The sequence below is a fragment of the Arthrobacter sp. 2MCAF14 genome, assembly GCF_052115645.1.
Classification (GTDB): domain Bacteria; phylum Actinomycetota; class Actinomycetes; order Actinomycetales; family Micrococcaceae; genus Arthrobacter.
This window is the reverse complement of record NZ_JBFRHB010000005.1, coordinates 66,759-91,315: the sequence shown is the minus strand read 5'-3', so window position 1 is coordinate 91,315 and position 24,557 is coordinate 66,759. Positions and strand designations below refer to the sequence as shown.

Sequence of the window (24,557 nt, the reverse complement as noted above, 5' to 3'; positions counted from 1 at the left end):
GCTCCGCCTCGGAGGGTAAGACCAGCAGCCCAGCTGGAACAGCAACGCGGAGACTCGTTGCGGGAGCTCGCTTCCGCGCCCTATGATCGCCATGGGCTTGCCGCCGGCGGGCTTCGGGGTGCGGCACGGGCGTCGCTACATGGGTGCGTCTAAAGTGACTTCAATATTGATCAGGACCCGGGAATTCACGAGGCGTTTGATGCGTCTTGGATTCATGACGACGACTATTGCTTCCATGGCGGCGACCGGCATCATAGGGATGGGTGCTGGTCTCATGCCCCCGGGATCACCCGGTGCCCCCACAGCCGTGGACGGAGTCTCTTCGGCCAGCCTTTCCGTTTCCCCGCCGTCTTCCGGCGGGGCCGTGGATTCATACACCGTGACCGCCAACCCCGACGGCGCCACCTGCACCATCACCGGGGCATCGGGTTCATGCGTGGTCAGAGGTCTGATCAACGGTTACACGTACAGCTTCACAGCCACGGCCACCAACAGCGCCGGTACGTCACAGCCGTCGCCACCCAGCAATTCGGTCACCCTCCACCTGACTCCTATCGACATCTACTACTTTTCCCTCGGCGGTCCTGCATTTCTTGGTGATCCCACCGGCTGGGAGGTAGACAATTTGCGCTTCGGTGGAGCCTACCGCAACTACAGCCGGGGGACGATCTACTGGTCGCCGACGACCTACTCCCACCTCAATCAGGGTGCGATCCGATCCGCCTACGCGGCTCAAGGATGGGAGAACGGCCCCCTCGGATACCCCACCTCCGATGAAGTCGGACCGATCCGCGGCGGCGGCGTCTACCAGTCCTTCCAGGGCGGGGCGATCTATTGGTCACCGGCCACAGGCGCACACGTGAACGCGGGCGCCATCCGCTCTGCGTATGTCGCTCAAGGTTCGGAAAACGGCCTGCTGGGCTACCCCACGAGCAACGAGGTAAAAGGGTTGCGCTACGGCGGCGCCTACCAGTCGTTTCAAGGCGGCGCGATCTACTGGTCGCCGGCGACCGGCGCCCACGTGAACGCGGGCGCCATCCGCTCCGCCTATGCGGCACAGGGATGGGAGAACGGCCTGCTGGGCTACCCCACGGGCAATGAGGTAAAGGGGCTGCGCGACGGCGGCGCCTACCAGTCGTTTCAAGGCGGGGCGATCTACTGGTCCCCGGCCACCGGCGCGCACGTGAACAAAGGCGCCATCCGCGATGCATACGCCGCTCAGGGATGGGAGAACGGCGAGCTCGGCTATCCCACAAGCAATGAGTACTCCGTTTGTTGCGGTGGTGCTGCCCAGGACTTCCAAGGCGGCCGAATCACCTGGACGCCAACAGGGGGCACCTCCATCACCCGACGCTAGCCGCGCCCGCCCGGAAGCCGCGAGCGGAGTGGGTAATTCCGCGTCGCGGCCTCGGAAGGGGTGGTACTAGTCAGCGAGGATGTGGTACAGCGCTCGCCGGGTTTCGTCGATCTTTTCCATGGCGGCTGTGCGCTGTTCGTCGGTTGCGGCGAAGCGGAATTGGTGGATAACCCCCATGAGCTTTGCCACGCTCTGGTGAAACGCGGGTCCTGATCCTTCTGGATCGATGTTCCACGCATTTTCCAGCTCCTCGGCGTGCTCCGCTACGTATGCCTTTCCGGCGTCGGTGAGTGTGAACTCAGTGCGCCGGCCTTCGCCGACGGGTGCAATGAGCTCTTCGTCAACGAGCTGCTGCAGCGTCGGATAGACGGAACCCGGGCTTGGGCGCCACGATCCGGACGTCTTCTCGGCGATTGTCTTGATGAGTCCGTATCCATTGGATGGTGCTTCGGCCAGCAGGGAGAGGATCGCGAAGCGAACGTCGCCCTTGTTGGCCCGACGCTGGCCGCCGGGGCCAAAGCCGGGACCAAGGCCTGGGCCAAACCCCGGCCCGAAACCGCGGCCTGGCCCAAACCCGCGGCCCGGCCCGAATCCGCCGTGTCCGTGGGGCCCGCGACGGCTCCGGCCGCGTCCGAAGCGTTCCATATCCGGACCGCAATCCGTGTGTCTGTTGTCGTGAATGCCTTTCATAGCGGCATCGTCCTTTCAATCTTGTGTGGGTTGCCCTGAGGCTCGCAGTTTGTTCTGCGATAGTTAACGATATATCGCTGACCGTCGTTAAACAAGGGCCAATCCATGTCCGGGTGGTAAGAAGAACGTGTGTTCGAACGGCGGCAGCCCCGTGCCTTCGGCCGTATCGGCCCCTGTCAGGAACCGGCACCGTTCGTGCGCCAGGCGCACATCCGGCGTCGGCTCCCTTTTGCCGTTGACGACTCGGCCCTGGCTCCACTACCGGCGCGCCCCGAAACATCGCCGTGAACGTCTCCCCGGTCCAGTTCGCGGGCGGTAACCTCCCATCCGACATCCGGGCTGCCTTGAACCGCCATGGAATTCCTGCCGGGATGCTGGAAATTGAGATCACCGAAGGAACGGCGATAGTAGACGTTCCCTCCGTGGCATCGCAATTGCGGGAACTGATCGACATGGGCCTTGGTGTTGCCTTGGACGATTACGGGAGCGCCTATTCGTCCTTGGCCATGCTTCGGGTCCTTCCGCTGACCACGCTAAAAATCGACAAAGCGTTCATCAGGGACATCGATAGTGAGCCGCATACTGCGACGATTGTCCGGGGGTTGATCCAAACCCTCAACGCGATGGGGGTCCGGGTTACCGCCGAAGGAGTGGAACGCCAGGAGCAATTGAATATTCTGCGGGATCTGGGCTGCGACACCGCCCAAGGGTATTTGATCGCTCCGCCGATGGCTCCCTCGGAATTTAGGATGGTCATGAACGAGATTGAGGACCGCAAATGAGTGAACGACTTACGACCATCGAGGTCGAAGAATTCCTGCCGTATTCGCCTGCCAAGGTTTGGCGGGCACTGACGGAACCCGCGCTGATCGCCCGCTGGCTGATGGAAAACGACTTCCAGGCGATCGTCGGGCACCAGTTCCAGATGCGCGGGATTCCCGTTCCGGCGGTCGGATTCAGCGGCTTGGTGGCCAGCGAAGTCCTTGACGTGGAAACGGAGAAGTTCCTGCGTATTTCATGGCGGGACGCGAACTCAGGAAACAGCCTCAACAGCACCGTGACATGGTCAATCACTGCGGAGGACACCGGGACCCGGCTGTCGCTTGTCCACGACGGCTTCAATCCCGACGAGCCGACCCACGTGGCATCGCACCGCATCATGAGCGGCGGATGGCGAAACCATGTTTTTCCGCGGCTCGGCCAGACCCTGGCCGAATCCGACAGCGCCGAATCCGACAGCGCCCACCCCGACAGCTAAGGAAAACAATGCAATTCGTCGTCTTCTACAGCTCGGATCCTTCGGCGCTTCCAGGGCTCCAGGCCGTTTACCCCAGGCACGTTGAATATATGCAGGCGTTCGCTGCCGAAGGCGGCCTGATCGGCATCGGGACTTTCAACAACCCTGCCGTGAACGGTTCAATGGGCATCTTCACCAGCAAGGAAAGGGCGGAGCAGTTCATCGCTGGCGATCCTTTCGTCCTGGAAGGACTGGCCGTACCCAGCGAGATCCGGGAATGGAATGCAGTCATGTTCAGTCTGCAGGGTCACGCCTGACATTCGGGCAACTGCGGCGCCTTTCACTGGCAAGGCTCCAGGACAGGCGGCACCTTAGGCTCAATTCCCCAAGCTACCCGGTGCAATGCGGTTGCGAGCCAACCCCGGAGCCGAGCCAGCCGCAGGCTCCTCGCCGGGCGTGCCGGAACAACCGGTGCTCCCGGCAAGGCACTGCGGCTGTCATTATTCACGATGCCGATAACTGCACAAGCCATCATCAACGAAAATTCCATAGTCATCTTCTTCTCATCTAAAACGTGGAGCCCTGGACTGTAAATCAGTTAGCGGCTGGAAGAAACCCGAATACTCAAGGCGGAACCGCCGTCGTTCAAGGTTCTGTTAAAGACGCTAAGGGCTCCGGAAGACGATGTCAGCAGCTGGGCCGCTCCCTGCTTTTCCTAGGATTGACGGTCCTACCCTCACTGCGGACCGGCCCGGACCGGCCCGGACCGGTCCGGGCTGTGCGGCCCGGGGGAGATCGCACAAGTGGGCGGATACGGCTGGGTGCCGTATCCGCCCACAGTGGTTAGTTGGACTGGGAGTTAGTGACCGGGGCCGCCGGTTTCGGTTGCGGTGACCTTGAAGCTCGCATCGAGTTTGACGGTGGCGTGCGTGCCGTCCGACTTGGTGATGTGGGCTTCGTAGGCGGCGCTGCCGTCGTCTTCGGTGGTCATGTTCTCCACCGTGGCGCCGGAGTTGGCGGCCAATACAGCGGCCTTCACCTTGCTTGCGGTGTCACCCGTGAGGTCGGTTTCGTTTCCGTGGTTGCCGTGGCCGCCCTTCCCGCCGCCGGGTCCGCCGGTTTCGGTTGCGGTGACCTTGAAGCTCGCGTCGAGCTTGACGGTGGCGTGCGTGCCGTCCGACTTGGTGATGTGGGCTTCGTAGGCGGCGCTGCCGTCGTCTTCGGTGGTCATGTTCTCCACCGTGGCGCCGGAGTTGGCCGCCAGCACGGCAGCCTTGACCTTGGTTGCGGTGTCGCCGGTCAGGGCCGTTTCGTTTCCGTGCGTGCCGCCGTTCGTGGCAGGGGCGGATGGGCTGGCGGTGGAAGTGTCAGTAGTTGCAGCGTTAGCCGGCAGGGCCATGGCGGTGAGGGCTCCGCCGCCTGCGACGGCGCCGATCAGGGCCGCGCCCACTGCGATTTTCCGGACTTTGTTCACGATGTTGCTCCTTAGAGGTTCAACTCCGAGGGGTTCGAAGCTGTATCCCATCCTCGAACCCCAGGCTTTGGCCCCTGTATACCCATGCTGTGCCTGAACTGTGACATTTTGCCCGGCTCACAGGATCCGGCGGCGTGGCACCGTGCGGACGCCTAGAGGTTTGTCATCCGTTCTGCGGCGTCGTTGTAGCGCCCGCCCTGTACCTGGATCTTCGAGGCGGCATCCTCGATTTCGCTCAGTTCCGCGGCGGACAATTCGACGACGGCGGCACCGATGTTTTCCTCCAGGCGGTGCAGCTTGCGCGTGCCGGGGGATGGTGCTGCGAATGTCGTTACCGGAAGCCCTTGCCGAGCGGGCTGTAGGGGACAAAGCCGATGCCCAGTTCCTCGCACGCGGCCAGCACTTCCTCCTCGGGACGGCGCCACCAGAGGGAGTATTCGCTTTGGACAGCGCTCACGGGCTGGACGGCACGCGGCCAGCACTTCCTCCTCCCGCTGACGCTTCGGACATGCCGAAGTGCTTCACCTTGCCGGCCTCGATCAGTTCCTTGACCGCACCCGCTACGTCTTCGATGGGAACGTCGGGGTCCACGTGGTGCTGGTAGTAGAGGTCGATGGCGTCGACGCCGAGCCGGCGCAGGGAGCCGTCCACCACGTCCTTGATGACCTCAGGGCGGCTGCTCACGCGCCCGCTCGGCTTGCGTTCTGCGGGATCGATGTCCCAGCCGAACTTGGTGGCGATCACCACTTGGCCCTTGTACCGGCTTGTCGCTGTATCCACCGGTCATGCTCATGCAGCCCAGCCCGACGGCGGACCGCCTCCGTCGGGCACGGCGTAGTAGCCGTGAACTTTGTCACATAAGCTACTAGGAGAGTAGGAAGAGGTTGGCGGTGCATCCAGAGTTGCGTGGCTTGCGATTTTTCGGTGCGCGCTGGAAGACGCGACCGCTTGCCTCCCAGATTCTGGTGTGGCTGCTCTGCATCCTCTTTGTGACAGTCACCTTGGGCGCGCTTCTTTACACCCAGATCAGTAACCAGACCCTCGAGGACCAATACCGGCTCAGGGCGCTGGGGATCGCGACTACGGTGGCGCAAATGCCGGAAATCGTCACGTCGCTGGGGAACGGGGATCCAACGCACTCGATTCAGGCGATTGCGAGCAAGGTCCAGTCCCAAGCGCAGCCGGACTACGTCGTCGTCTCCGACCGGAAAGGTGTCCGGTATTCCCACCCGAATCCAAACCTCATCGGGCAGACCTTGGAGGAACCCGTCGCCGTCCTCGACGGGCAGACCCATGTCGGCATCGACAAGGGCAGCCTCGGCGACTCAGTCAACGCCAAGGCGCCGGTGCGCGCGGCGGACGGGACCGTCGTCGGGCAGGTCTCGGTGGGAATCCTGGAGACCACGGAAAGCAGCGAACTCGCCAAACAGGTGTTGCTGATTGCCGGCTATTCGGCGGTCGTGCTCGCGATCAGCGCCATGGGTTCTGCCTTGCTGGCGCGCAGAATCAAGCGGGTCACCTTCGATCTCGAACCGGTGGAGATTGCGTCCCTACTGCAGGAGCGTGAAGCCCTGCTGCACGGCATCCGCGAAGCAATGATCGGCTTCGACGACGACGGCCGGGTCACCGTCATCAACTCCGAGGCGCGCTCCCTGCTGCACCTGGAAGAAAACGTGCTGGGAGAGAAGATCGAGGATCTTCTGCCGTCCGGACGGCTCCGTTCCCTCCTGACGGGTGAGATCAGCGGTACCGACCAGATCGTGATCACCGAGGACGCCTTGCTCGTGGTGAACCGGATGTCCGTTGCCTTGGCGGGAAGGAGCATAGGCTCGGTGGTCACCTTGCGCGACCGTACCGAGGTAGAGGGCCTCGTCCGCGACTTGCGCTCCGTCGAAGGGCTGATGGAAGCTTTGCGCGCCCAGGAGCATGAGTACGCCAATCGTCTCCACGTGGTGGACGGACTCCTGGAACTCGGAGATGTGGACCAGGCACGGAATTTCGTATCGCGGATTTCGGACACCTCGCGCTCCCTTGGCGAAGGGCTGCGCTCGCGGATCGAGCCGCCGGAGCTTGCGGCCCTGCTGCTCGCGAAAATCACCGTGGCTGCTGAGCAGGATGTCGAAATCTCGGTGACCGACGACTCTCAGCTGCGTCAACCATTCCTCGAAACGCAAGCGCTGCTCACGATCGTCGGCAACCTCCTGGACAACGCCGTCGAGATCCTCGCGGAGCAACCCATGCCCCGTGAGGTGACCATCCAACTGGACGATTCCTCGGGCATTTTCATTTGCGTGACCGACAATGGGCCCGGTGTTCCTGCGGAATTGGTGGGCACGATCACCGCCGACGGGTTCACCACCAAGGAACCGCGGCCAGGAATGCGCCGCGGGATAGGCCTTGCGCTGGTGAGCCGGATCGTTCACCGTGCAGGAGGAACTATGGATGTTTTCCCCGGACCCGGGGGACGCTTTGAAATCTGGTTGCCGGAACCGCGCTCGGGATCCGAAACCCCGGTCATGACAGGAAAGTCGATCGAATGATCCGCACCTTGGTGGTCGACGACGACTTCCGCGTAGCGCGCATCCACGCCAGCCGCGTGGCCAAAATCGAGGGATACGAATGCGTCGGCGAGGCGCACACCGCCGCCGAGGCCAGGGAAGCGGTACAGCGGCTCAAACCGGACCTTCTTCTCCTCGATGTCTACCTTCCCGACGAAGACGGCATCAGCCTGTTGAGGTCACTTCAGGGAGCCGGCGAAAAGCTCGACGCCGTCATGATCACCGCCGCGCGGGACCTTGAGACCGTGCGGGCCGCCATGCGCGGGGGAGCGGTATATTACCTCGTCAAACCGTTTGGCTTCGAGCAACTGCAAACCCAGCTCGAGGCCTATCGGCGCTGGCGGCAGGAGGCGGAGTCCCGGACGGTGGCCGACCAGGCGACCGTGGACCAGCTCTTCAGTCTGCGCCGTACGGCTCCGCCTGCCAAAGGACCCCGGCGCCTGCCGCCCACGATGCAAAAGGTCCTCGACATGGTGGTTCACTCCACGGAGCCCTTGGGCGCTTCGGAGATTGCGGGCAGCGTTGGCATCAGCCGCCCGACGGCCCAGCGCTATCTCAGTGAACTCGAACGTAAAGGACTTGTTGACCTGCATTTGGCCTACGGTTCCACCGGGCGCCCGGTGAACACATATCTGCCACGCAAGGGTTGAGGACCGGCGGCGGGATATGCTGCAGACGCGGAGCCCGCTTCGCTGAGTCGGCGTCCAGCGCCGTTGTGGGGATTTTTGGGGGAAGAAAGTGAAAATCTGGAGTTTTGCCGTCGTGGCTGCGGCCGGAGCGTTCGCCTTACTAGGCGCGGTGCCTGCGATGGCGGCCCCTTCGGAAGTTCTCGACGTCGGCGGGGTGCCCGTTGGCGTGGTGGTTGGTTCCGACGGCACTGCGTATGTGGGCAATTACGGCGGGGCTGGCGGCATCCAGGTGATTCCTCCCGGAGCGGTCCGGCCATCCCGGACCATCAGCACGGGAGGGTCCACGTCAGGCCTGGCAATAGCTCCGGACGGCACCCTTTTTGTGGCTGAGCTGGATAGCGCCAGCAATCAGTACGACGTGGGCGTCATTCCTGCTGGCGCGACCGGTGTCGCGCGACGAATTCCGGTTTCCCGCGGGAGTCATCTGATCGCCGCAGGCCCCGACGGGACGATCTACGTTCCGAACTCCTCGGAGCACACCGTGTCGGTCATCGCGCCGAACGGATCGACCGTGGACCGGACAGTACCCGTCGGAGCAGGGCCGGTGGAAGTCGCGGTCACGAAGGACGGCACCGCATTCGTGGCAAACCAAATCGCGGGGACGGTCTCAGTCATTCCGTCCGGAGCGAGCGCTGTGTCCAGGACCATTCAGCTCAGCGCAACACCAGGAAACACAGAGAATCCTCACGGGATCGCCGCGGGCCCCGACGGAACAATTTATGTCACCAACATCAGTTCCAATGAGCTCGCTGTCATCAAACCGGGCGCTGACACAGTTGCCTACCGCATCTTCGTCCCGGGAGGACCCCAAGAGGCAGCCGTCGGGCAGGACGGTACCCTCTATGTGACCACGGTCCAGGACCGCGTATTGTCAGTAATCCCGCCGGGCGCAACAGCTGTGGGATCCTCCATCCCGACTGATAAGAACTCCGGGCATCTGGCGGTGGCTCCGGACGGGACAGTCATCGTGACGAGCCCGGGCGGCGGTAGCGGGGACGGCTCAGTATCCCGTTACGCCGCCATTGCACCGGGCGCAACAACCACCACAGCCTCGAAACCCGCCACCCCCGGAGCGCAATCCGGCGACGGGATTGCCAGCCCGTGGAACATGATCACTGCAATCGGTGGCGGCGCCGCGATAGTGGCAATCGCCGTCGCCGTCTTCATCGTGGCCGCGGGACGCCGTAAGGGATCCGGACTTGGCGACCCCAGTAAGCCCCGATCTGCAGCCTAGGGGTTGCTCTTTCTTTGGGTTAGTGCAACCCTGTAGTTGCAGCAACTGACTGAAAGGAAAAGAATCATGACTATGACTGCAAACCAGGCCTCTGTCGTCGATGCCGGCGAATTCACCGTCAGGCGCACCATCACCATAGCGGCACCAATCGAGAAGGTTTGGGCCGCGATCACCGAGGCCGAGCACATCGCGCGCTGGTTCGGACAGGCCGCCGTCCTCGACGAAGTGGCCGTCGGCGCCGGCGGTGTCTTCTCTTTCGAAGGCTACGGCGCCTTCCCGGTGCGGATCGAGGAGCTCGACCCACCGCGAATGATCGCCTACCGCTGGAGCAACGACGACGCGCGCGGCACCCCGCCTGCCGAGGTCGATCCTGACCACTCGACCGTGTTCCGCTTCACGCTTGAAGCGCTCGACGGCGGAACGCAGCTCACCGTCGTCGAGACCGGATTCGACACGACGAGCGATGCCGCGTTCAACATGGAGAGCCACCGCCAGGGCTGGGACTCGGAACTCGACGAGCTGGCCGCGTATGTCGAGGGTGGGTCGTGACCGCGAGCACCCTGGTTCCAGTGTTCGCCGCGCTCGGCGACGAGACGAGGTGGAGCATCCTGGCTGCCCTCGGCGAGGGCGACGCATCGGCGTCGGCCCTCGCTGGGCGGCTCCCGGTCACCCGGCAAGCGATCGCCAAGCACCTCGCTGTGCTGCAGGAGGCCGGGCTCGTTGAATCGGTGCGCGTGGGCCGCGAACTGCGCTACAGGGTGCTCGGCTCGCAGCTGAGCGAAACGGCACGCAGCCTCGATCGCATCGGTGCAGAGTGGGACCGCCGCCTGGCCGCGATCAAGCGCATCGCGGAGGGGTTGTAATTCTTTGAAAACGGGCGCGTCTAAGTTGAGCGTCGGTTGCGCGCTTGGTGCGCCAGCTGGATGAATCCGTAGATGAAGGCGGCCTCGATGAGCACCATCAATCCGAGCCACAGCAACTCGCCCGTGCCGATAAAGTCAATGATCCCGACAAGGACGAGTACGGTTCCGAGGACCAGTGTGTAGACGGCGAAACCGAAGGTCACTCTTGCGCTCCGCACGCCCGTCTGAAAGCCAAATCCCAAGGGTTCTCCTCCGGGATAGCCCTGGACGCGATCGTGTCCCGCGGGCTTAAGCCTGTCGAACTCATCCCAAGGATCCTGATCCTGATCGGCCATAGTTCCATTATCCCGCGGATCGGACCGGTTGCTTGAGGGGTTCGCTGCCGTTTCAGGGCGGGGTGCCCGAGTGTCACATTCGGGAAACGCTCGGGAAAGCCATGAACAATGGGGTCCATGATGCCCGAAGAACTCACCGCTAGCCCGCGGACCAAGGACACCGTAGCTGTTGGCGATCAACTGCAAAGCGCCGTCTCCCGAGCCTCCGCCTCGAAAGTACCCGAGGTGACCGTCCTGTTCTGGGTGGTGAAGATCCTTACTACCGGGATGGGCGAAACGACGTCCGATTTCCTTGTTCACCGGTTCGAACCCGAGATCGCTTTGGGCCTCGGTTTCGCGGCATTGGTGATTTCGTTGGTCCTGCAGTTCCGGGTCCGCAGGTACATCCCCTGGGTGTACTGGACCGCCGTCGCGATGGTCAGCGTGTTCGGGACAATGGCTGCGGACGCCGTCCACGTCGGACTTGGCGTCCCTTACCTGGCGTCGACCCTGTTCTTCACCGTGGCGCTCGCCGTCGTTTTCCTGCTTTGGCACCGGAGCGAAAAGACCCTCTCCATCCATAGCATCACCACCCCGCGTCGGGAGTCCTTCTACTGGGCTGCGGTGCTGACAACCTTCGCACTTGGCACGGCTACCGGAGACCTGACTGCCTACTCGCTCGGCCTCGGCTACTTCGCCTCAGGAATCATGTTCGCGGTTGTCATCGCTCTCCCGGCACTGGCCCACTGGCGTCGCCTGCTGGCTGCGATCCCCGCCTTCTGGTTCGCGTACATCCTGACCCGGCCATTGGGGGCGTCCTTCTCTGACTGGACCGCTGTTTCCCCCGACCGAGGGGGACTCGACTGGGGTACCGGCCCCGTCAGCCTGGCCCTCGCAGCTGCGATAGCCGTCCTTGTCACGTTCCTGACGATCGATTGGCGACGAGCCCACAAGTAGCCCAATCCGGTACCGCTCAACTTTTCGTACTGTTGTTCGTATGTCCTGACATATTTGCGTTAATTCTGTCTCCGGTTAACCCTGGATTCATGGGCCATGACCCGCTCCTTCACCTTGCCCTTGGATGGTAGTTCCTGCCCTTGGGGGGACTTTTCGGTTCAAGATGAAGGAACACCATGACCAACCGCTTTCTAGCAGCGGCCGCCGTCGCCGTTGTTGCAGCCACCGCTGTGACCGGCTGCGCTCAAAGCAGTACCGCTTCGGCCCAGAACAATGGCGCCAGCGCATCCCCGGACAAGACGATCACCGTCTTCATCAGCGGGGACACGAACGTCCAGAACCTGTGGGAGAAGAGCCTTGTTCCCGCCTTCGAGAAGGCCAACCCCGGCTACAACGTTAAGGTCACCCTCGATCTGCACGGCGAGCACGATGCCCAGACGTTGGCGAAACTGACCAGCGCCACGGAGCAGAACAAGGAACCTGATTTCGACCTCGTCGATGGCGGCTTTGTTCCCAAGGCCTCCGCGGCCAATCTGCTGACCTCCGTGAGCTCGCAGACGATTTCCGCGCTGAACGACGTACCGCAGGACGTCATCAAGGCCGGTGGCACGGGTGGCATCCCCTACCGCGGCTCCGCGGTGCTCCTGGCATATGACACCAAGACAGTTGCCACTCCGCCGAAGACCCTGGACGATTTGCTCGCCTGGATCAAGGCAAACCCGGGCAAGTTCACCTACAACTCGCCCAAGTCGGGAGGGTCTGGCGGCGCATTCGTTGCCACCGTTTTGGACAAGTTCGTTCCCGCGGACGCTCGCGCCAAGATGGCGGTGGGCTACGAGAAGGACCTCGAGAAGTACTGGGACCAGGGCTTCGCGACGTTGAAGGACCTTAACTCGTCCGTCTTCCAGAGCGGTGTCTACCCCAATGGCAACCAGCAGACCCTTGACCTGCTCGCCAAGGGACAGATCTCCATGGCCCCGGTGTGGTCTGACCAGTTCATCACCGGTTTGACCAACGGCCAGATCCCGTCCACCGTGAAGGCCACCCAGATCAGCAACCCTTCCTTCACTGGCGGTGCTGCCTACCTCGGCATTCCCAAGTCCTCGCCCCGCCAGGAAGCCGCGCTGAAGCTTGCCAACTTCGTCCTTTCGCCGGACGCGCAGACCATGATCATCAAGGAAATGTCCGGGTTCCCGGCCATCAGCCTGGACAAGTTGCCCGCTGATGTGAAGGACAAGTTCAAGGACGCAGACACCAACAACCTGCGTAAGGGCTACTTCGACCAGATGGGCAAAGACCTGAACAACCTCTGGGACCAGAAGGTTCCCGGCCAGTGACAACCACGCTTCAAAAGCCGGCGGAACTGCAACAAGTAGTTCCGCCGGCTGGTGCCACGCGCCCCAAGCGACTGGGCCAGCGCGCCGTCGGGTTCTTCATGGCCCTCCCGCCGATCCTGCTGATCGCACTCTTCGTCGGCTTCCCGATCGTGCTCGCCTTCGGCTTCAGCATCGGCCTGACCGGCGGCTTGAACCACACCATCGCCACCATTGGCCAGAACGTGCACGAGGCAGACGCCTGGTGGGGAACCCTGGCCGCGTACCAAGATATGTTCACCAACAAGCGTTTCCTCGGGGACCTTCTCGTCACGGTCATCGTGACTCTGGTGAGCACGGCAACGGTTATCTTCCTTGCCCTAGGCATTGGGCTCTATCTCAAGCTCAAGGGTGGTCGAATGGCCCGCCTCCTCTCCGGACTGGCGATCGTGCCGCTCTTCATCCCGGTGGTCATCGCCTCGTGGGCGATCCTGACGTTCTACTCCGGCACGGGTTTCCTGCGGAGCGTCTTTGCCCTCTTCGGGCTTGACTTCCCCGTGTGGGCGTTCACCATGGTCACGGTCATCATCGGCTCGGTCTGGACATCCCTGCCGTTCGCCGTGCTCATGATTTCCTCCGGACTGCAGTCCGTGCCGAACGCCATGATCGAAGCAGCCCGCGACGCCGGTGCCGGCTCCGTGCGCACGATCGTTTCAGTAATCGTTCCCATGGCCGCCGTTCCCATCATCATCGCGACGACGTTCACGGCAATAGGAATTGTTGGATCGTTCACGGTTCCGTACTTCACCGGGCCCAATTCACCGAACATGCTCGGAGTGGACATGTCCAACTACTTCTCTGCCTTCAACCAACCCCAGCAGTCCGCCGTCATGGCCTTCACTGTCTTCCTGATTGCCTCCGGAATCGCCGCGCTCTACGTGTGGGCAAACGTCCGTTCCGCCAAGGAACAGGGGAAAGTCTGATGGCTCTCCCTGCCGGATCCCCGGTTGCTTCCCGCACCCGCCGACCGCTGACGCTGGACTCGATTGTCCGCAGTGCGCTGGTGGGCCTGTTCGTGGTGCTCATGGTCGTTTTCATCCTGGGACCCTTGCTCTGGCTCGGTGTCCGCGCCTTCGCCGGTAACTGGACCTTCCCCAATCTCCTTCCCGATGACTGGACATTGCGCTGGTGGCAGGTCGTCGTCAACGACGGCGCGCTCGGCATCGCGGTGCAGAACTCCTTGTTCTTCGCCCCGCTGACGGTCCTCCTGTCTGCGATCATCTGCTTGCCCGCGGCCTACGCCTTCGCCCGCTTTGATTTTCCCGGACGCCGATTCTTCCTGATCAGCCTGTTCGCGACGAACGCCTTTCCGAAGATGGGCTTGTTCGTTACACTGGCGGCTCTTTTCTACGCGTTGAACCTGATGAACACCATTTTGGGAATCCTCGTGGTGCACGTGCTGGGCACAGTGGTCTTCATGACATGGATCCCCGCGGCAGCGTTTGCTGCCGTGCCGCGAAACCTGGAGGAAGCAGCCCGCGACGCCGGAGCCTCCAAATTGCGCGTGTTCGCCTCAGTGACGCTCCCCATGGCGCTGCCCGGGATTATCGTCGCGGCCGTGATGTCCTTCCTGGCGTCCTTCGACGAAGCACAAGGAACGTACTTGGTGGGCGCGCCGGCCTTCATGACCATGCCCACCCAGATGTACAGCCTGGTGCTGAACTACCCCACCCAGGTGGCTGCCGTCTTCTCGATCCTGCTGGCCATCCCCTCCGTTGCCCTCATGCTCGCGGCGCACAAGCACATCCTCGGCGGCCAGCTCGCCGAAGGCTTCCAGATCAAATAGCGCCCCGCGCTCAACGTCAGACAGAGAACCAATGACAATTCATGAACCATTGACTGAACCACCCGCCAGCACAACAAAGCCGGGAACTCCGGCGTCGGGCGGTGGGCTGGCTATCCGCGGCCTCCACAAGATCCTCGGCGGCCGCACCATCATCGACAACCTCGATCTGTCGGTCAAGGAGGGCGAACTGGTATCCCTGCTGGGGCCCTCCGGCTGCGGAAAGACAACGACGCTGCGAATGATCGCCGGCTTCCTCGAGCCGGACTCCGGCTCCATCGAGGTGGAAAGCCAGGAGGTCTCCCACCTTGGTGCGGAGAACCGCCCGAGCGCCATGGTGTTCCAGAACTACGCGCTGTGGCCCCACATGACCGTGGCCAAGAACGTCGGCTTCCCACTGAAGCTCCGCAAGATGTCGAAGACTGAGATCAAAGCCAGGGTGGAAGCCGTCCTGGAGTTGGTGAGCCTTTTGCATCACAAGGATTCCAAGCCCGCCCGCATCTCCGGCGGCGAGCAGCAACGCGTGGCTTTGGCCCGGGCACTCGTCCAGGAGCCGAAGCTCTTGCTCCTTGACGAACCCTTGAGCAACCTGGACGCGAAACTGCGTGTCAAAGTCCGTGAAGACATCCGCAAGATCCAGCAGGAACTGGGCATCACCACGGTCATCGTCACCCATGACCAGGAAGAAGCGATGTCCATGTCCGACCGCATCGCCGTCATGAATGCGGGCCGGATCGAGCAATACAGTACCCCGGAGGCGCTGTATGCCCGCCCGGAAACCGAGTTTGTGGCCACCTTCATCGGCAGCATGAACCGCCTGGAGGGCTCGCTCAACAACGGACTCATCACCGCGGGCCCGGACATTCTCGGGATCCGGCCCGAGGACGTCATCCTGGCAGACACGCCCTTTGCGGGTGCGGTCCCGGCGACGGTCGAGAGGGTCGTCCCCCGCGGACACTTCCAGGAAGTGTACGTGCGCAGGGCCGACGCCCAGCTCCGCAGCTTTGTGAGCGGTGAGCTCATGCAGCCAGGCCAACAGACGTATGCGGGGATCCGCAAGTCCATGTCCTTCCGGGACGGACGCTTGGTAGCAGAGGGAGGTGCCGCGCTTTGAGCAACACCGTTGACACCAAAAGGACCCGCGCCACGGCCCATCGGGGCGACTCCAGCAAGTATCTCGAGAACACTTTGCCCGCCATCGCGTCAGCCATCGACGCGGGTGCGGACCTCGTGGAAGTAGACGTCCGGGTAACGAAGGACGGGCAGGTGATCCTGCTGCACGATGCCTCGCTGCTCAGGATCTGGAGCCTCGACGCCGACATTGCAGACGTCGACTATGACCGCATCAGGCAACTGGGCGCCGGCGAGGAGCGGATTCCCCTGCTTTCCGAAGCCCTAGAGCTTTTCCGCGGGCGCCGGTCAACCTTGCTCATCGACATGGACGAGCCCGGCCCCGCAGGGGCGGCTGCCGCCGTCGTGCGCGAAAGCGGCATCGAAGTGGCCTGGTGCGGGAACCTGGACGGAATGCGGATCATCCGTGCCCTCGACCAGGACGCCCGGATTTGGCTGCCCTGGAGCAAGAGGACCGCCCCGCCGGAAGAGCTGCTGGCCGAGCTGACCCCTGAGTTCGTCAATTCCGAGCACGTGGTTCTCAGCAAGCACATGGTCGAACAGATCCACGCCGCGGGGGCCAAAGTTGCGTGCTGGACCATTGATCATCTCGAAACAATGCGCTGGGCCTTGGGACTCGGCGTGGATTCGATCACGAGCAACCAACTGGACCTGCTGCAAAGCGCCATCGCTGAAGACCCGCGGGCATGGGCTTCGGCCCAGGCTCCCGGGGGACTCGCCGGAGACGAAGTTCTTGAGTCCCGGAAAGTCGCTTTTGAGCTGGCCGAATGGGCCGTCGGGTACATGCGCGACGCCGATCGCGGACAGGTCTCGACCAAAGCGCACCCTGCCGATCTGGTCACGGAAGTCGACGTCGCCGTCGAGCGCCATGTCCGCGAAGTGATTGCCGCCCGCCTTCCCGGCCACACGGTTGTGGGCGAGGAAATGGGCGGAGTCGCCGTGCCTGGCGCGCCGTGTTGGTATCTTGATCCCGTCGACGGAACCACCAACTACGTGAACCACATTCCCTGGACGGCGTTCTCGCTTGCCTTGGCTGTGGACCGCAAGCCCGCGGTGGCCGTCGTCGCAGATCCTTGGCGTGGCGAGATTTTCGAGGGGTGGTCCGGTCATGGTGCCTGGCTCAACGGAAAGCCGCTATCGCTGGCTCCGGCGGGAGTTTCGACGGAGGCCCTGGCCGGAACCGTGGTGGCGACCGAACTCGCGGGGCACTTGCCGTGGCCCGGAATGCTGGAACTCCTCGCGGAGCTTGGCGAGCGGCACAGCATCATGCGGATCATGGGATCGGCGACCATGACGGTGGTTGGGGTAGCTGCCGGGCGTGGTGCGGGGGCAATCATCGGGAGCTTCAGCCCGATCGACCACCTGGCGGCCACGCTCGTTGTTCAAGAGGCTGGAGGCATCGTCCTCAACTCCGAAGGTGAGATGGACACGTTCCCTGAACAGGGCGGGGTACTCGCGGCACGTCCGGAATATGCCGCCGAACTCTACGAACTGTGGAGGCAAGCACATGACGACGCGGGGGACTGAGCTCCTCAGCGACGCCGTATCCACCCTTGACCGGCGGAGCCGCTTCGAACTGGTTGAGGAGATCCGCCTCGACTTCCCGACGCACCACCCGCAGGGCATGGCCTTCGCCAAGGGTCTGACGTTCTTGTCATCCGTTGAGATCCTCGAAGCGCCGCGCCCTGCGGCGGATCCGGCGCTGCGCACTCCCGGACGGGGGAGCGGGCACGTGTTCGTCCTTGACGCAGGCGGGCTGCTACGCGATATCCCCGTGGGCGAGGGCTTGGCGTATCACCCCGGTGGTATCGACTTCGACGGCGACCACGTGTGGGTTTCCGTCGCCGAGTACCGGGCCGGGAGCAGAAGCATCGTCTACACGATCGATCCGGGCACCTTCGAGGTCCGTGAGCGGTTCCGCGTGGACGACCACATCGGTTGGATCGCCCGCGATCCCGTGCTGGACCTTGTGTTCGGGGGGAGCTGGGGTTCCCGGCAGCTCTACACCTGGGACACGGAAGGCCAGCTGGTGGATCAGTGGGAGAATCCCGGCCATTTCGTCGACTACCAGGATGCCCAGATCCTCGGTCCGGGACTCCTGCTGTGCAGCGGGATTTCCTTGCTGCCGCAGGCCGATGGCGGTGTCGTTGAACTCGGGGGACTGGCCCTGGTGGAGCCGCTGCGGCAAAGAATCACGTGGGACGTGCCCATCAGCGAGTTCAGCAGTGCCGGTCACGTCATCACCCGCAATCCTGTCACGGTCACCGTGGATGAATCCGGGCTGCTGATTCACGCGGCGCCGGATGACGGCGACGACGACGGCGGCACGCGGATACTGAGCTACAGGATCATTTAACACAGCCGTGACAGACCGGAAACCGGTCCTGAACGGTGCCTCGATAGCGTGGCCACATGATCGTATCCATCATGTCCAAGGTCAGTGCCTGGATCGAAGCCGCCTACTTCTACGACGCCGCCGAGCTGGGGGCCTCCGGAGCCACTGAAACCACCCGCTATGGCTGGCTCCCGGCCCTCAGCGGTGTGGCCATCGCCGACGCCCAGGCGCGGAAAATCCGGGCCGCGGAGTAGCTAAAACCCCGGGATTCCGGGGTTTTTGAATTGCTAGATGTCTTGTTGAACACACTATTCGTTGATGGCGTGTACTATGCCCTAAACTGCTTCACTGAGGTGCCTGAAATGGCACTATGCAGCAACGAAAGTGAACCAATCAATGGCTACCGATTACGACGCCCCACGCAAGACCGAAGAAGAGTCTCCCGCCGAATCGCTCGAGGCCCTTCAGGCGTCGCGCGGCTCCGGTGCCCAGACTGCTGTCATCGACATCGACGAGAACGACACAGCCGAGGGCATTGACCTTCCGGGCGCCGATCTGTCCGGCGAAGAACTGACCGTCATCGTTGTCCCGGAGCAGTCCGATGAATTTACGTGTTCATCGTGCTTCCTGGTCCGTCACCGGTCGCAGATCGCGCTGGAAAAGAACGGCCTCAAGTACTGCCGCGACTGCGAAGGCTAAACCCCGCACGCAATGCAGCCCCGCCCGACTGGAAACCAGCAAGGCCAAACCAGCCGGGTGGGGCTTTTGCATACCCGCGGTACCAACGGCCCTGCGGCGCGGCCTCTCAGGCGGCCTGCAGGTTGGTGACGCGGGCGTATTTGAGAGCTTTGGCGTGGTGTCGTAGCCTGCGCCGGTGGTGCCTGGAATGCGCGGGTTGAATTTCCGGCTCGTGGGTTCCTGGCAGGGGTGGGGCTGTTGATCGGTAGTGGTGTCCGGTGGGGGTGCGGATGTCGAGGGCATGCCGTGTCCCGGGGCGTGTTTTTGCTGACCGGGTTTGTGTTGTCCAGCCTTTGAGTTCTTTGGTGTGGTTGCAGGCTTCGCACAGGCCCGCCCCGTTGGCCAGGCTCGTGGGTCCGCCGTCGTGCCAGGGGATGATGTGGTCGAAGTGCCTGATGGGCGCGTCGCAGTAGGGTGTCCGGCAGGTGTCGTCGCGGGCCTGGATGAAGCGCCCCATGCCCGCCGGGAAAAGCCGGGCACGGGAATCGGTGGCGACAAGCTCCCCGGTCCCGGGGGCGGTGTAGAGGCGCCGGAGCCAGAGCTTGAGTTCTTGACCGCCCTCAGGCTCGCCGGTCGAGAGCATCGTCCTGGCCCAGCCGGCGGGGACGATGCCGTAGCCGGGCAGGCGTGCCGGCTCGCTGTCGCCCTGGAAGAGGGTGCGGTCGGTCATGACGAGCTGGACCTCGACACCGCTGATGCCTGCGGGGGTGCCGGTGGTGCGTTCGACGAGGGTGTCGGCCATGATCTGGCCCCGGGACCGGGTCTCCCCGCTGGAGCGGAGGGTGTCGGCGTGCCGGGTCAGGGCCGTGTGCACGGCGACGCCTTCGGCGACCGGGAGCAGGGCGGTCAGGTAGGTCATGGTGTCCGGTGCCGGGCGCAGGCTCACGTGCCGTTCCGCCGCCGCATGGCTTGCGCGCTGGGTCACGGAGCGGGGGTCCCGCCGGTAGGCCGCGGTCCTGGCCGCGGCGATGATCGCCTTGTCCCCGGCGCCGTCGAAGACTCCCGTGTCCGCGGCCAGTTCCGCGTCCACCGCGCAGCGGTCTTCAGCGGACAGGCAGGCGGTTTCCTTCACCAGCAACGTCGCCCGCCATTCGTTCAGCTGCCCGGTCTCGAGGGCGGCGAGGGTGTGCGGCATTTCGCTCACGAGGGCTTTCGCCAGGCCATGGAGCCGGGATCCGCGGACCGGTGATTCCCGCCGGGCCAACGCGATTTGGGCTCCGACCCCGCGTCCCTGTTCCTCGGCCGGTACACCCGCTGCCGCGTCGGCGCCGCGCTGGGCGGTATCGAACACGACGGCGATCCTCGCCTGCGCAGCGGCGGCCGCCGACTTCAGATCCTCAAGGGCACGCAACAGGTTTATCAAGTCGGTGCCGCCGGCCGGTTCGGTGCCCACGGCGCATGCCCTGAACGAGGCAACGGTATCGATCAATTCCCGCACCCAGGCACCTGACACCGGAGCCTCCGGACCCGCGTCGCCGAACGGCGCGCTTGATCCGATCAGCTCTGTTCCCCGGTTCCCGGCCATAACCAAAGCATTTCAGGGACCTACGACATTAATAGGCCGAAAAGACCCGCCCAATCGAAAGAATCCAGAAAATTTGAACGACTGCCAGGACAGGCCATCGACAGGGAGCCATCGACCCGGTGGTGCCCAAGCCCAGACCAGCAAGTCGAACGACCAGCCTCGACTCTTGATGTCTGTTCCGGTCGCGCGCCGACCAAGACCCCGATTGAACAGTCGCCAGGCTGGTGCCTACCTGCACCCCGCGACCCCTCAGAAGCACCACTCCGGCGTCGTTATCCGTGATAACGAACAGAGGCGCGATACGGCCCGGAATCGCTATAAAATCGCGAAATCCAGGCCAATGAATCACGTCCTCGTGACCCTTCTCGAGGTCCGCTAACAGTTGGGCGCCGAAGCGGATACGAAGCTCCTGAAAGGGCCCCGACGCTCCTACGCTTGAGGTATCGGATCGCTCAAGCACTCAAGGGGATGGGCCCAAGTGAGAAAGTTTCATGCGTGGTTCGCGGCTTTGCTAGTAGCCGCCGGGCTAGGCCTCGTGGCTCCAGGGACAGCATCCGCAGCCCCGTATTGCGGAATCGTCTGGGGATCGTTGGCGAAGTCCAACCCGGCGCTGACCCAGGCACAAGTGCTCAATGTCCGGACAGGCCAGCAACCCTGCTATGACCGCCTGGTGATCGACCTGAACGGCGCTGTTGCCGGCTATTCAATCCGCTACGTTCCACAAGTATTGCAGGACGGTTCGGGCCTTCCGGTCGAGCTGAGAGGCAATGCGTTCCTGCAGATCACAGTCAATGCCCCTGCGTACAACTCTGGCGGCGCTGCCACGTACAACCCGGCCGACAAGAACGAGCTGACGACCGTCTCGGACTACAAAACCTTCCGGCAAGTGGCCTATGCGGGGAGCTTTGAGGGATACACCAGCCTTGGCCTTGGTCTTCGCGCCCGGCTTCCCTTCAGGGTCTTGACGCTGGCTGGCCCGGGAACGGGATCGCGGCTGGTGATCGACGTCGCCCACATGTGGTGAAGCAACAAGCACAGAAGCCCTGCTCCGGGTGATTCCGGAACAGGGTTTCTGGCATGTTGAGGGTTACTCCGGTACCACGAGGGCCGGCGTGTCCTTCCGAAGGGTTTCGCCGCGGAAGAAGCCGGGCCGGACGCGGGACATGATCACCATGACCACCGCTCCGAGGGCCAGGATGCCCACGCCGATAATGAAAACGAGGCCGACGCCGAAGATCTCGGAACCGCTGCCGAAGTCCGGAGACCAGCTGTCCACCGCCGTTTGGATGAAGACGAGCGTCAGCACCACGCCGCCGACCACCGGGAAGAGCAGGCGCATGAAGAAGTTGCGGACGCTGCTGAAAATGCTGTGCCGGAAGTACCAAGCGCAGGCAAAAGCGGTCATTCCGTAGTAGAAGCAGATCATCAAGCCCAGGGCCAGGATGGTGTCGTTGAGGACGTTCTCGCTGACCACCTTCATGATGGCGTAGAAGCCGCCGGAGATAGCCCCGGCAATGATGGTGGCGTATCCCGGGGAACCGAAGCGCTTGCTCACGGTGGAGAACTTCTGCGGCAGGGCGCCGTAGTGACCCATGGCGAGAAGGCTTCGGGCAGGGGAGGCCATGGTGGACTGCAGGGACGACGCTGTGCCTGCGAGTACGGCCAAGGACATCAGGATGGCCAAAGGACCCATCACCGGGGAAGCCAATGCGGCGAAGATATTGGACTGGTTGTCCGGGTTGTTGAGCCCGATGCCGTCGCCGCCAACGCCCGCAACCATCATCGTTGCGACGATCACTGCGACGTAGAGTCCCAGGACGGCGATCGCCGTCGTGGTTCCGGCCTTGCCGGCAGTGCCCTTGCCGCCCTTGGTCTCTTCATTGACCGTCAAGCAGACGTCCCAGCCCCAGTAGACGAAGACCGCCAGGGACATGCCGGCAGCGAACTGCTCGAAGCTGCTGATCTTCGTGGGGTCGAACCAGTCCCAGCTGAAGGCGATGGCCGTGGGGGTGTCGCCGGAAGAGGCGTGGGTGAGGGCCATGACGATGAACACGCCAAGGACCACTACCTGGAACCCCACCATGGCATACTGCACCAGTTTGGTGGCGTGCAGGCCCCGGTAGCTGACCCAGACAGCCAGTGCCACGAAGGCCAGGCACGTGGCGATGTTCAAGGCCTTGTTGGAGGTGAGGTCGGCAAGATCGGGATTGCCGAAAACCTGCGCCAGGAAGAGGTAGAAGAAGTCCACCGCAACGCCCGCCAGGTTGGACAGGACGATAATGTTCGCGGCCAGCAGCCCCCAGCCGCCCATCCAGCCGATGAACGGGCCGAAGGCCTTGGTGGCCCACGTGAAGGTGGTGCCGCTGTCCGGGGAGTCTGCGTTGAGCTCCCTGTAGGCGAACGCCACGAGGATCATCGGGATGAAGGCGACGATGAAGATCGCAGGCAACTGCAGGCCCACCGCGTTGACCGCCGGGCCGAGGGAACTGGTCAGGCTATAGGCGGGTGCCACCGAGGAAATACCGAGGACGACGACGGCGAGGAGCCCCAGCTGCCCCGTCTTGAGTCCTTTGCCGCTGATGCCGTGTTCGGTGCCAGCGGGATCGTGGGCCTCCACGGTTTTCCTGGCGCTTGGGCGGGTTAATTGAGTCATGTGCTTGGCTCTTTCTAAATGGGCCGAAGGTTTGTTGCTGGGTGATGCCGTGAAGCCGTCAGCGGGGTATGAGACGGGAGTCACTAAATGAATGACGTTCATTTAGTATGGACGCGGAGAAGCCTTGGCGCAAGTGTTATTGCCAAACAATTTTGGTTCGGGGCGGATCATCTGAGCGAGCGTCTGCCGGAAACGGCCCAAAAGTGAGCGAGCGTCGGGAGGCCGGCAGGTTGAAAGAGCCCTGATCCCACGGCTCAAGAAGGGACGCTCGCTCACATATGCGGCCAAAAGGGCAGACGCCCGCTCAGATCATCTGAGCGAGCGTCTGCCGGAAACGGCCCAAAAGTGAGCGAGCGTCGGGGAACGCGTGCTGCTTAGGCGCTCAGTTCGGCCCGGAGGGGGTATTCCTTGCTGTCGAGGAGAAGCTGCGTGCAGCGTCCGGTTTCCGGGTTCAGCACGATGGGGGCCGCGAGATTGACCGTGGTCTTTTCCGGAGTCGGGTTGACCACTACCAGGGTGGTTGCCAGCTCAGCCCGGTCCAGCCCGAGATCCTCCAGCGTCGAGCGGGGGATCGTGGGCGCGTAGCCCGGAACGTAAACGGCGGCCTCGGCCAGGAACATCCGGATGCGCGGACTGGCCGACTCCATCGCGTAGAGTCCCGGGGCGCCGTCGATTCCCCGCAAAGCGAAGCCGTCGGAAGCTTCAAGCCCCGGCATGGGCGCGGTGAAGCTCAACTCCCGGGAGGCCTGTGCCGTGCTCATTTGAGGAAGTCCATGAGCGTAGGCTGCAGCGTCTTGGCGGTGACCGCGAGGGCAACCTGGTAGTTGGTTTCCTGCAGCTTCAAGTCCATGACGACCTTTCCGATGTCTGCGTCTTCAATTCCGGAGCGCTGTGCGTCGAATGAGGCCTTGAGACCATCGACGGAATCCTGGGCGCGCATGAGCTTGGTCTGCCTGGCACCGACGTCGGCGCGTCCGTTGACGACCGACTTGATCTTGTCACCGATCGCCGCCAAACGGCCGCTGACATCAGCACCCGAGCGGATATCGGCGACGACGTTGCTCACCAAAGCGAAAACCGAACCGGCGCCGTCACCGAAGATCGCACCGCCGTCGGCGTCTACCCGGACCGTCTGGATTGCGTCAATCCGCCGTTCCACGGTGCCGCCCGGTGTTCCGTTGAAGACAGGTGGCGTCGCGTTGCTGAACGCGCCGGCGGAATCGGAACTTCCAGCAAAGACGTTCCGGCCCAGGTACTGGGTGTTCGCCTGGGCGAGGAGGTCCTTGTTGAGGCCTTCGATTTCGACGGCGATCGCCTCGTTGGCGTTGCTGTTCAGGGAACCGTTGGCGGCTTGGACCGTGAGGTCACGGACCCGGTTGAGAATGTTGGTGGCCTGGCCGAGGGCCGAATCGGCGGTGGTCAGCCAGCCATTGCCGTCGTTGATGTTGTTCGAATACTGTGCGACGGCGCTGAGCTGGCTTTTCGTGGCGAGCAGGTTCGCTGTGGCCGCGGGATCGTCGGAGGGCCTCGTGATGTTCTTGAGGTTGCTGGCCTTGTCCTGCAGCGCGGCGAGCTTTGCCTGCCCGGCCTGCAGGTTCAATTGCGCGGCCGCGGACATTGTTTGGTTCGTGACACGGTTCAGCATG

At 63.2% G+C, this 24,557-nt stretch carries 27 protein-coding genes and 1 pseudogene; 19 read left to right on the top strand and 9 right to left on the bottom strand.

Annotated elements, in window-relative coordinates; all coding sequences use genetic code 11:
* Positions 1 to 214: 214 nt before the first annotated feature.
* Entirely contained in the window at positions 215 to 1,357 is a 1,143-nt protein-coding gene (locus tag AB4074_RS06025) for a fibronectin type III domain-containing protein (protein ID WP_441412545.1), read from the top strand.
* 66 nt (positions 1,358 to 1,423) lie between these two features.
* Here the strand turns inward: AB4074_RS06025 and AB4074_RS06020 are convergent, their stop codons facing one another.
* Complete coding sequence (locus AB4074_RS06020; protein ID WP_441412544.1) at positions 1,424 to 2,047, bottom strand: PadR family transcriptional regulator; 624 nt, start codon at positions 2,045 to 2,047, stop codon at positions 1,424 to 1,426.
* A gap of 275 nt (positions 2,048 to 2,322) precedes the next feature.
* Here AB4074_RS06020 and AB4074_RS06015 point away from each other — a divergent pair.
* From AB4074_RS06015 to AB4074_RS06005, 3 genes and pseudogenes are all read left to right on the top strand, one after another.
* Positions 2,323 to 2,829, top strand: a pseudogene (locus tag AB4074_RS06015) (EAL domain-containing protein); the annotation flags it as partial.
* Positions 2,826 to 3,305 carry an SRPBCC family protein gene (locus AB4074_RS06010; protein WP_441412543.1) on the top strand — a complete coding sequence of 160 codons (480 nt, stop codon included), beginning with the start codon at positions 2,826 to 2,828 and terminating at the stop codon, positions 3,303 to 3,305. The pseudogene AB4074_RS06015 and the gene AB4074_RS06010, both read left to right, overlap by 4 nt.
* 8 nt (positions 3,306 to 3,313) lie before the next feature.
* The gene (locus AB4074_RS06005; RefSeq protein ID WP_441412542.1) at positions 3,314 to 3,601 is read left to right on the top strand and encodes a YciI family protein; all 288 of its coding nucleotides are present in this window, start codon (positions 3,314 to 3,316) and stop codon (positions 3,599 to 3,601) included.
* A gap of 542 nt (positions 3,602 to 4,143) precedes the next feature.
* Here the strand turns inward: AB4074_RS06005 and AB4074_RS06000 are convergent.
* The 3 genes from AB4074_RS06000 to AB4074_RS05990 all read right to left on the bottom strand — a co-directional run bounded on the left by AB4074_RS06000 (position 4,144) and on the right by AB4074_RS05990 (position 5,538).
* On the bottom strand, positions 4,144 to 4,758 hold the full coding sequence (locus tag AB4074_RS06000; protein WP_441412541.1) for a PepSY domain-containing protein: 615 nt from the start codon (positions 4,756 to 4,758) through the stop codon (positions 4,144 to 4,146).
* A 331-nt stretch (positions 4,759 to 5,089) separates the two neighbouring features.
* Complete coding sequence (locus AB4074_RS05995; protein WP_441412540.1) at positions 5,090 to 5,215, bottom strand: aldo/keto reductase; 126 nt, start codon at positions 5,213 to 5,215, stop codon at positions 5,090 to 5,092.
* A complete protein-coding gene (locus tag AB4074_RS05990; protein ID WP_441412539.1) occupies positions 5,212 to 5,538 on the bottom strand; it encodes an aldo/keto reductase in 327 nt (108 codons plus the stop codon). The genes AB4074_RS05995 and AB4074_RS05990 overlap by 4 nt, the downstream gene beginning before the upstream one ends.
* Before the next feature lie 110 nt (positions 5,539 to 5,648).
* Here AB4074_RS05990 and AB4074_RS05985 point away from each other — a divergent pair, with 110 nt between their 5' ends.
* From AB4074_RS05985 to AB4074_RS05965, 5 genes are all read left to right on the top strand, one after another.
* Positions 5,649 to 7,298, top strand: coding sequence for an ATP-binding protein (locus AB4074_RS05985; protein WP_441412628.1), 1,650 nt, complete (start codon positions 5,649 to 5,651; stop codon positions 7,296 to 7,298).
* A complete protein-coding gene (locus AB4074_RS05980; RefSeq protein WP_284982098.1) occupies positions 7,295 to 7,966 on the top strand; it encodes a response regulator in 672 nt (223 codons plus the stop codon). Before AB4074_RS05985 ends, AB4074_RS05980 begins: the two co-directional genes overlap by 4 nt.
* An 88-nt stretch (positions 7,967 to 8,054) precedes the next feature.
* Positions 8,055 to 9,239, top strand: a complete 1,185-nt coding sequence (locus AB4074_RS05975) for a virginiamycin B lyase family protein (RefSeq protein WP_441412538.1) — start codon at positions 8,055 to 8,057, stop codon at positions 9,237 to 9,239.
* 66 nt (positions 9,240 to 9,305) lie between these two features.
* A complete protein-coding gene (locus tag AB4074_RS05970) occupies positions 9,306 to 9,788 on the top strand; it encodes an SRPBCC family protein (protein ID WP_441412537.1) in 483 nt (160 codons plus the stop codon).
* Positions 9,785 to 10,102, top strand: coding sequence for an ArsR/SmtB family transcription factor (locus AB4074_RS05965; protein WP_236815476.1), 318 nt, complete (start codon positions 9,785 to 9,787; stop codon positions 10,100 to 10,102). The genes AB4074_RS05970 and AB4074_RS05965 overlap by 4 nt, the downstream gene beginning before the upstream one ends.
* A 20-nt stretch (positions 10,103 to 10,122) precedes the next feature.
* Here AB4074_RS05965 and AB4074_RS05960 read toward each other — a convergent pair whose 3' ends face one another.
* Positions 10,123 to 10,437 (bottom strand): hypothetical protein, encoded by a 315-nt coding sequence (locus AB4074_RS05960; RefSeq protein WP_441412536.1) that lies wholly within the window; start codon positions 10,435 to 10,437, stop codon positions 10,123 to 10,125.
* Positions 10,438 to 10,554: 117 nt separating this feature from the next.
* Between AB4074_RS05960 and AB4074_RS05955 the strand changes: the two genes are divergently transcribed.
* The 9 genes from AB4074_RS05955 to AB4074_RS05915 all read left to right on the top strand — a co-directional run bounded on the left by AB4074_RS05955 (position 10,555) and on the right by AB4074_RS05915 (position 18,694).
* Complete coding sequence (locus AB4074_RS05955) at positions 10,555 to 11,373, top strand: COG4705 family protein (protein ID WP_441412535.1); 819 nt, start codon at positions 10,555 to 10,557, stop codon at positions 11,371 to 11,373.
* 176 nt (positions 11,374 to 11,549) lie between these two features.
* The gene (locus AB4074_RS05950; protein ID WP_441412534.1) at positions 11,550 to 12,710 is read left to right on the top strand and encodes an extracellular solute-binding protein; all 1,161 of its coding nucleotides are present in this window, start codon (positions 11,550 to 11,552) and stop codon (positions 12,708 to 12,710) included.
* Positions 12,707 to 13,669, top strand: coding sequence for an ABC transporter permease (locus AB4074_RS05945; protein ID WP_441412533.1), 963 nt, complete (start codon positions 12,707 to 12,709; stop codon positions 13,667 to 13,669). Before AB4074_RS05950 ends, AB4074_RS05945 begins: the two co-directional genes overlap by 4 nt.
* Positions 13,669 to 14,532, top strand: a complete 864-nt coding sequence (locus AB4074_RS05940) for an ABC transporter permease (protein WP_441412532.1) — start codon at positions 13,669 to 13,671, stop codon at positions 14,530 to 14,532. The genes AB4074_RS05945 and AB4074_RS05940 overlap by 1 nt, the downstream gene beginning before the upstream one ends.
* Positions 14,533 to 14,581: 49 nt before the next feature.
* Complete coding sequence (locus AB4074_RS05935; protein ID WP_441412531.1) at positions 14,582 to 15,643, top strand: ABC transporter ATP-binding protein; 1,062 nt, start codon at positions 14,582 to 14,584, stop codon at positions 15,641 to 15,643.
* Positions 15,640 to 17,187, top strand: coding sequence for an inositol monophosphatase family protein (locus AB4074_RS05930; RefSeq protein WP_441412530.1), 1,548 nt, complete (start codon positions 15,640 to 15,642; stop codon positions 17,185 to 17,187). The genes AB4074_RS05935 and AB4074_RS05930 overlap by 4 nt, the downstream gene beginning before the upstream one ends.
* Positions 17,168 to 18,016, top strand: coding sequence for a DUF6454 family protein (locus AB4074_RS05925; protein WP_441412529.1), 849 nt, complete (start codon positions 17,168 to 17,170; stop codon positions 18,014 to 18,016). The genes AB4074_RS05930 and AB4074_RS05925 overlap by 20 nt, the downstream gene beginning before the upstream one ends.
* 56 nt (positions 18,017 to 18,072) lie before the next feature.
* Entirely contained in the window at positions 18,073 to 18,249 is a 177-nt protein-coding gene (locus AB4074_RS05920) for a hypothetical protein (protein ID WP_236815494.1), read from the top strand.
* A gap of 142 nt (positions 18,250 to 18,391) precedes the next feature.
* On the top strand, positions 18,392 to 18,694 hold the full coding sequence (locus tag AB4074_RS05915; protein WP_059388261.1) for a DUF4193 domain-containing protein: 303 nt from the start codon (positions 18,392 to 18,394) through the stop codon (positions 18,692 to 18,694).
* Positions 18,695 to 18,800: 106 nt separating this feature from the next.
* Here AB4074_RS05915 and AB4074_RS05910 read toward each other — a convergent pair whose 3' ends face one another.
* On the bottom strand, positions 18,801 to 20,258 hold the full coding sequence (locus tag AB4074_RS05910; protein ID WP_441412528.1) for an HNH endonuclease: 1,458 nt from the start codon (positions 20,256 to 20,258) through the stop codon (positions 18,801 to 18,803).
* Positions 20,259 to 20,736: 478 nt separating this feature from the next.
* Here AB4074_RS05910 and AB4074_RS05905 point away from each other — a divergent pair, with 478 nt between their 5' ends.
* Positions 20,737 to 21,282: an AMIN-like domain-containing (lipo)protein gene (locus AB4074_RS05905; protein ID WP_441412527.1), complete on the top strand. Its 546-nt coding sequence runs from the start codon at positions 20,737 to 20,739 to the stop codon at positions 21,280 to 21,282.
* Between the two features lie 63 nt (positions 21,283 to 21,345).
* Here AB4074_RS05905 and AB4074_RS05900 read toward each other — a convergent pair whose 3' ends face one another.
* From AB4074_RS05900 to flgL, 3 genes are all read right to left on the bottom strand, one after another.
* Positions 21,346 to 22,911 (bottom strand): APC family permease, encoded by a 1,566-nt coding sequence (locus tag AB4074_RS05900; RefSeq protein ID WP_441412526.1) that lies wholly within the window; start codon positions 22,909 to 22,911, stop codon positions 21,346 to 21,348.
* 374 nt (positions 22,912 to 23,285) lie between these two features.
* Complete coding sequence (gene fliW / locus AB4074_RS05895; protein ID WP_441412525.1) at positions 23,286 to 23,672, bottom strand: flagellar assembly protein FliW; 387 nt, start codon at positions 23,670 to 23,672, stop codon at positions 23,286 to 23,288.
* Entirely contained in the window at positions 23,669 to 24,556 is an 888-nt protein-coding gene (flgL, locus tag AB4074_RS05890) for a flagellar hook-associated protein FlgL (protein WP_441412524.1), read from the bottom strand. The genes fliW and flgL overlap by 4 nt, the downstream gene beginning before the upstream one ends.
* Position 24,557 lies beyond the last annotated feature (1 nt).

Bases quoted from the DNA above. Each gene is read 5' to 3' on its own strand.
- AB4074_RS05920 (WP_236815494.1), top strand. From the start codon at position 18,073: ATGATCGTATCCATCATGTCCAAGGTCAGTGCCTGGATCGAAGCCGCC.
- AB4074_RS05980 (WP_284982098.1), top strand. From the start codon at position 7,295: ATGATCCGCACCTTGGTGGTCGACGACGACTTCCGCGTAGCGCGCATC.
- AB4074_RS05900 (WP_441412526.1), bottom strand. From the start codon at position 22,911: ATGACTCAATTAACCCGCCCAAGCGCCAGGAAAACCGTGGAGGCCCAC.
- AB4074_RS06020 (WP_441412544.1), bottom strand. From the start codon at position 2,047: ATGAAAGGCATTCACGACAACAGACACACGGATTGCGGTCCGGATATG.
- AB4074_RS05940 (WP_441412532.1), top strand. From the start codon at position 13,669: ATGGCTCTCCCTGCCGGATCCCCGGTTGCTTCCCGCACCCGCCGACCG.
- AB4074_RS06010 (WP_441412543.1), top strand. From the start codon at position 2,826: ATGAGTGAACGACTTACGACCATCGAGGTCGAAGAATTCCTGCCGTAT.
- AB4074_RS05970 (WP_441412537.1), top strand. From the start codon at position 9,306: ATGACTATGACTGCAAACCAGGCCTCTGTCGTCGATGCCGGCGAATTC.
- AB4074_RS05950 (WP_441412534.1), top strand. From the start codon at position 11,550: ATGACCAACCGCTTTCTAGCAGCGGCCGCCGTCGCCGTTGTTGCAGCC.
- fliW (WP_441412525.1), bottom strand. From the start codon at position 23,672: ATGAGCACGGCACAGGCCTCCCGGGAGTTGAGCTTCACCGCGCCCATG.
- AB4074_RS05910 (WP_441412528.1), bottom strand. From the start codon at position 20,258: ATGGCCGGGAACCGGGGAACAGAGCTGATCGGATCAAGCGCGCCGTTC.
- AB4074_RS05955 (WP_441412535.1), top strand. From the start codon at position 10,555: ATGATGCCCGAAGAACTCACCGCTAGCCCGCGGACCAAGGACACCGTA.
- flgL (WP_441412524.1), bottom strand. From the start codon at position 24,556: ATGCTGAACCGTGTCACGAACCAAACAATGTCCGCGGCCGCGCAATTG.
- AB4074_RS06005 (WP_441412542.1), top strand. From the start codon at position 3,314: ATGCAATTCGTCGTCTTCTACAGCTCGGATCCTTCGGCGCTTCCAGGG.
- AB4074_RS05925 (WP_441412529.1), top strand. From the start codon at position 17,168: ATGACGACGCGGGGGACTGAGCTCCTCAGCGACGCCGTATCCACCCTT.
- AB4074_RS06025 (WP_441412545.1), top strand. From the start codon at position 215: ATGACGACGACTATTGCTTCCATGGCGGCGACCGGCATCATAGGGATG.
- AB4074_RS05915 (WP_059388261.1), top strand. From the start codon at position 18,392: ATGGCTACCGATTACGACGCCCCACGCAAGACCGAAGAAGAGTCTCCC.
- AB4074_RS05960 (WP_441412536.1), bottom strand. From the start codon at position 10,437: ATGGCCGATCAGGATCAGGATCCTTGGGATGAGTTCGACAGGCTTAAG.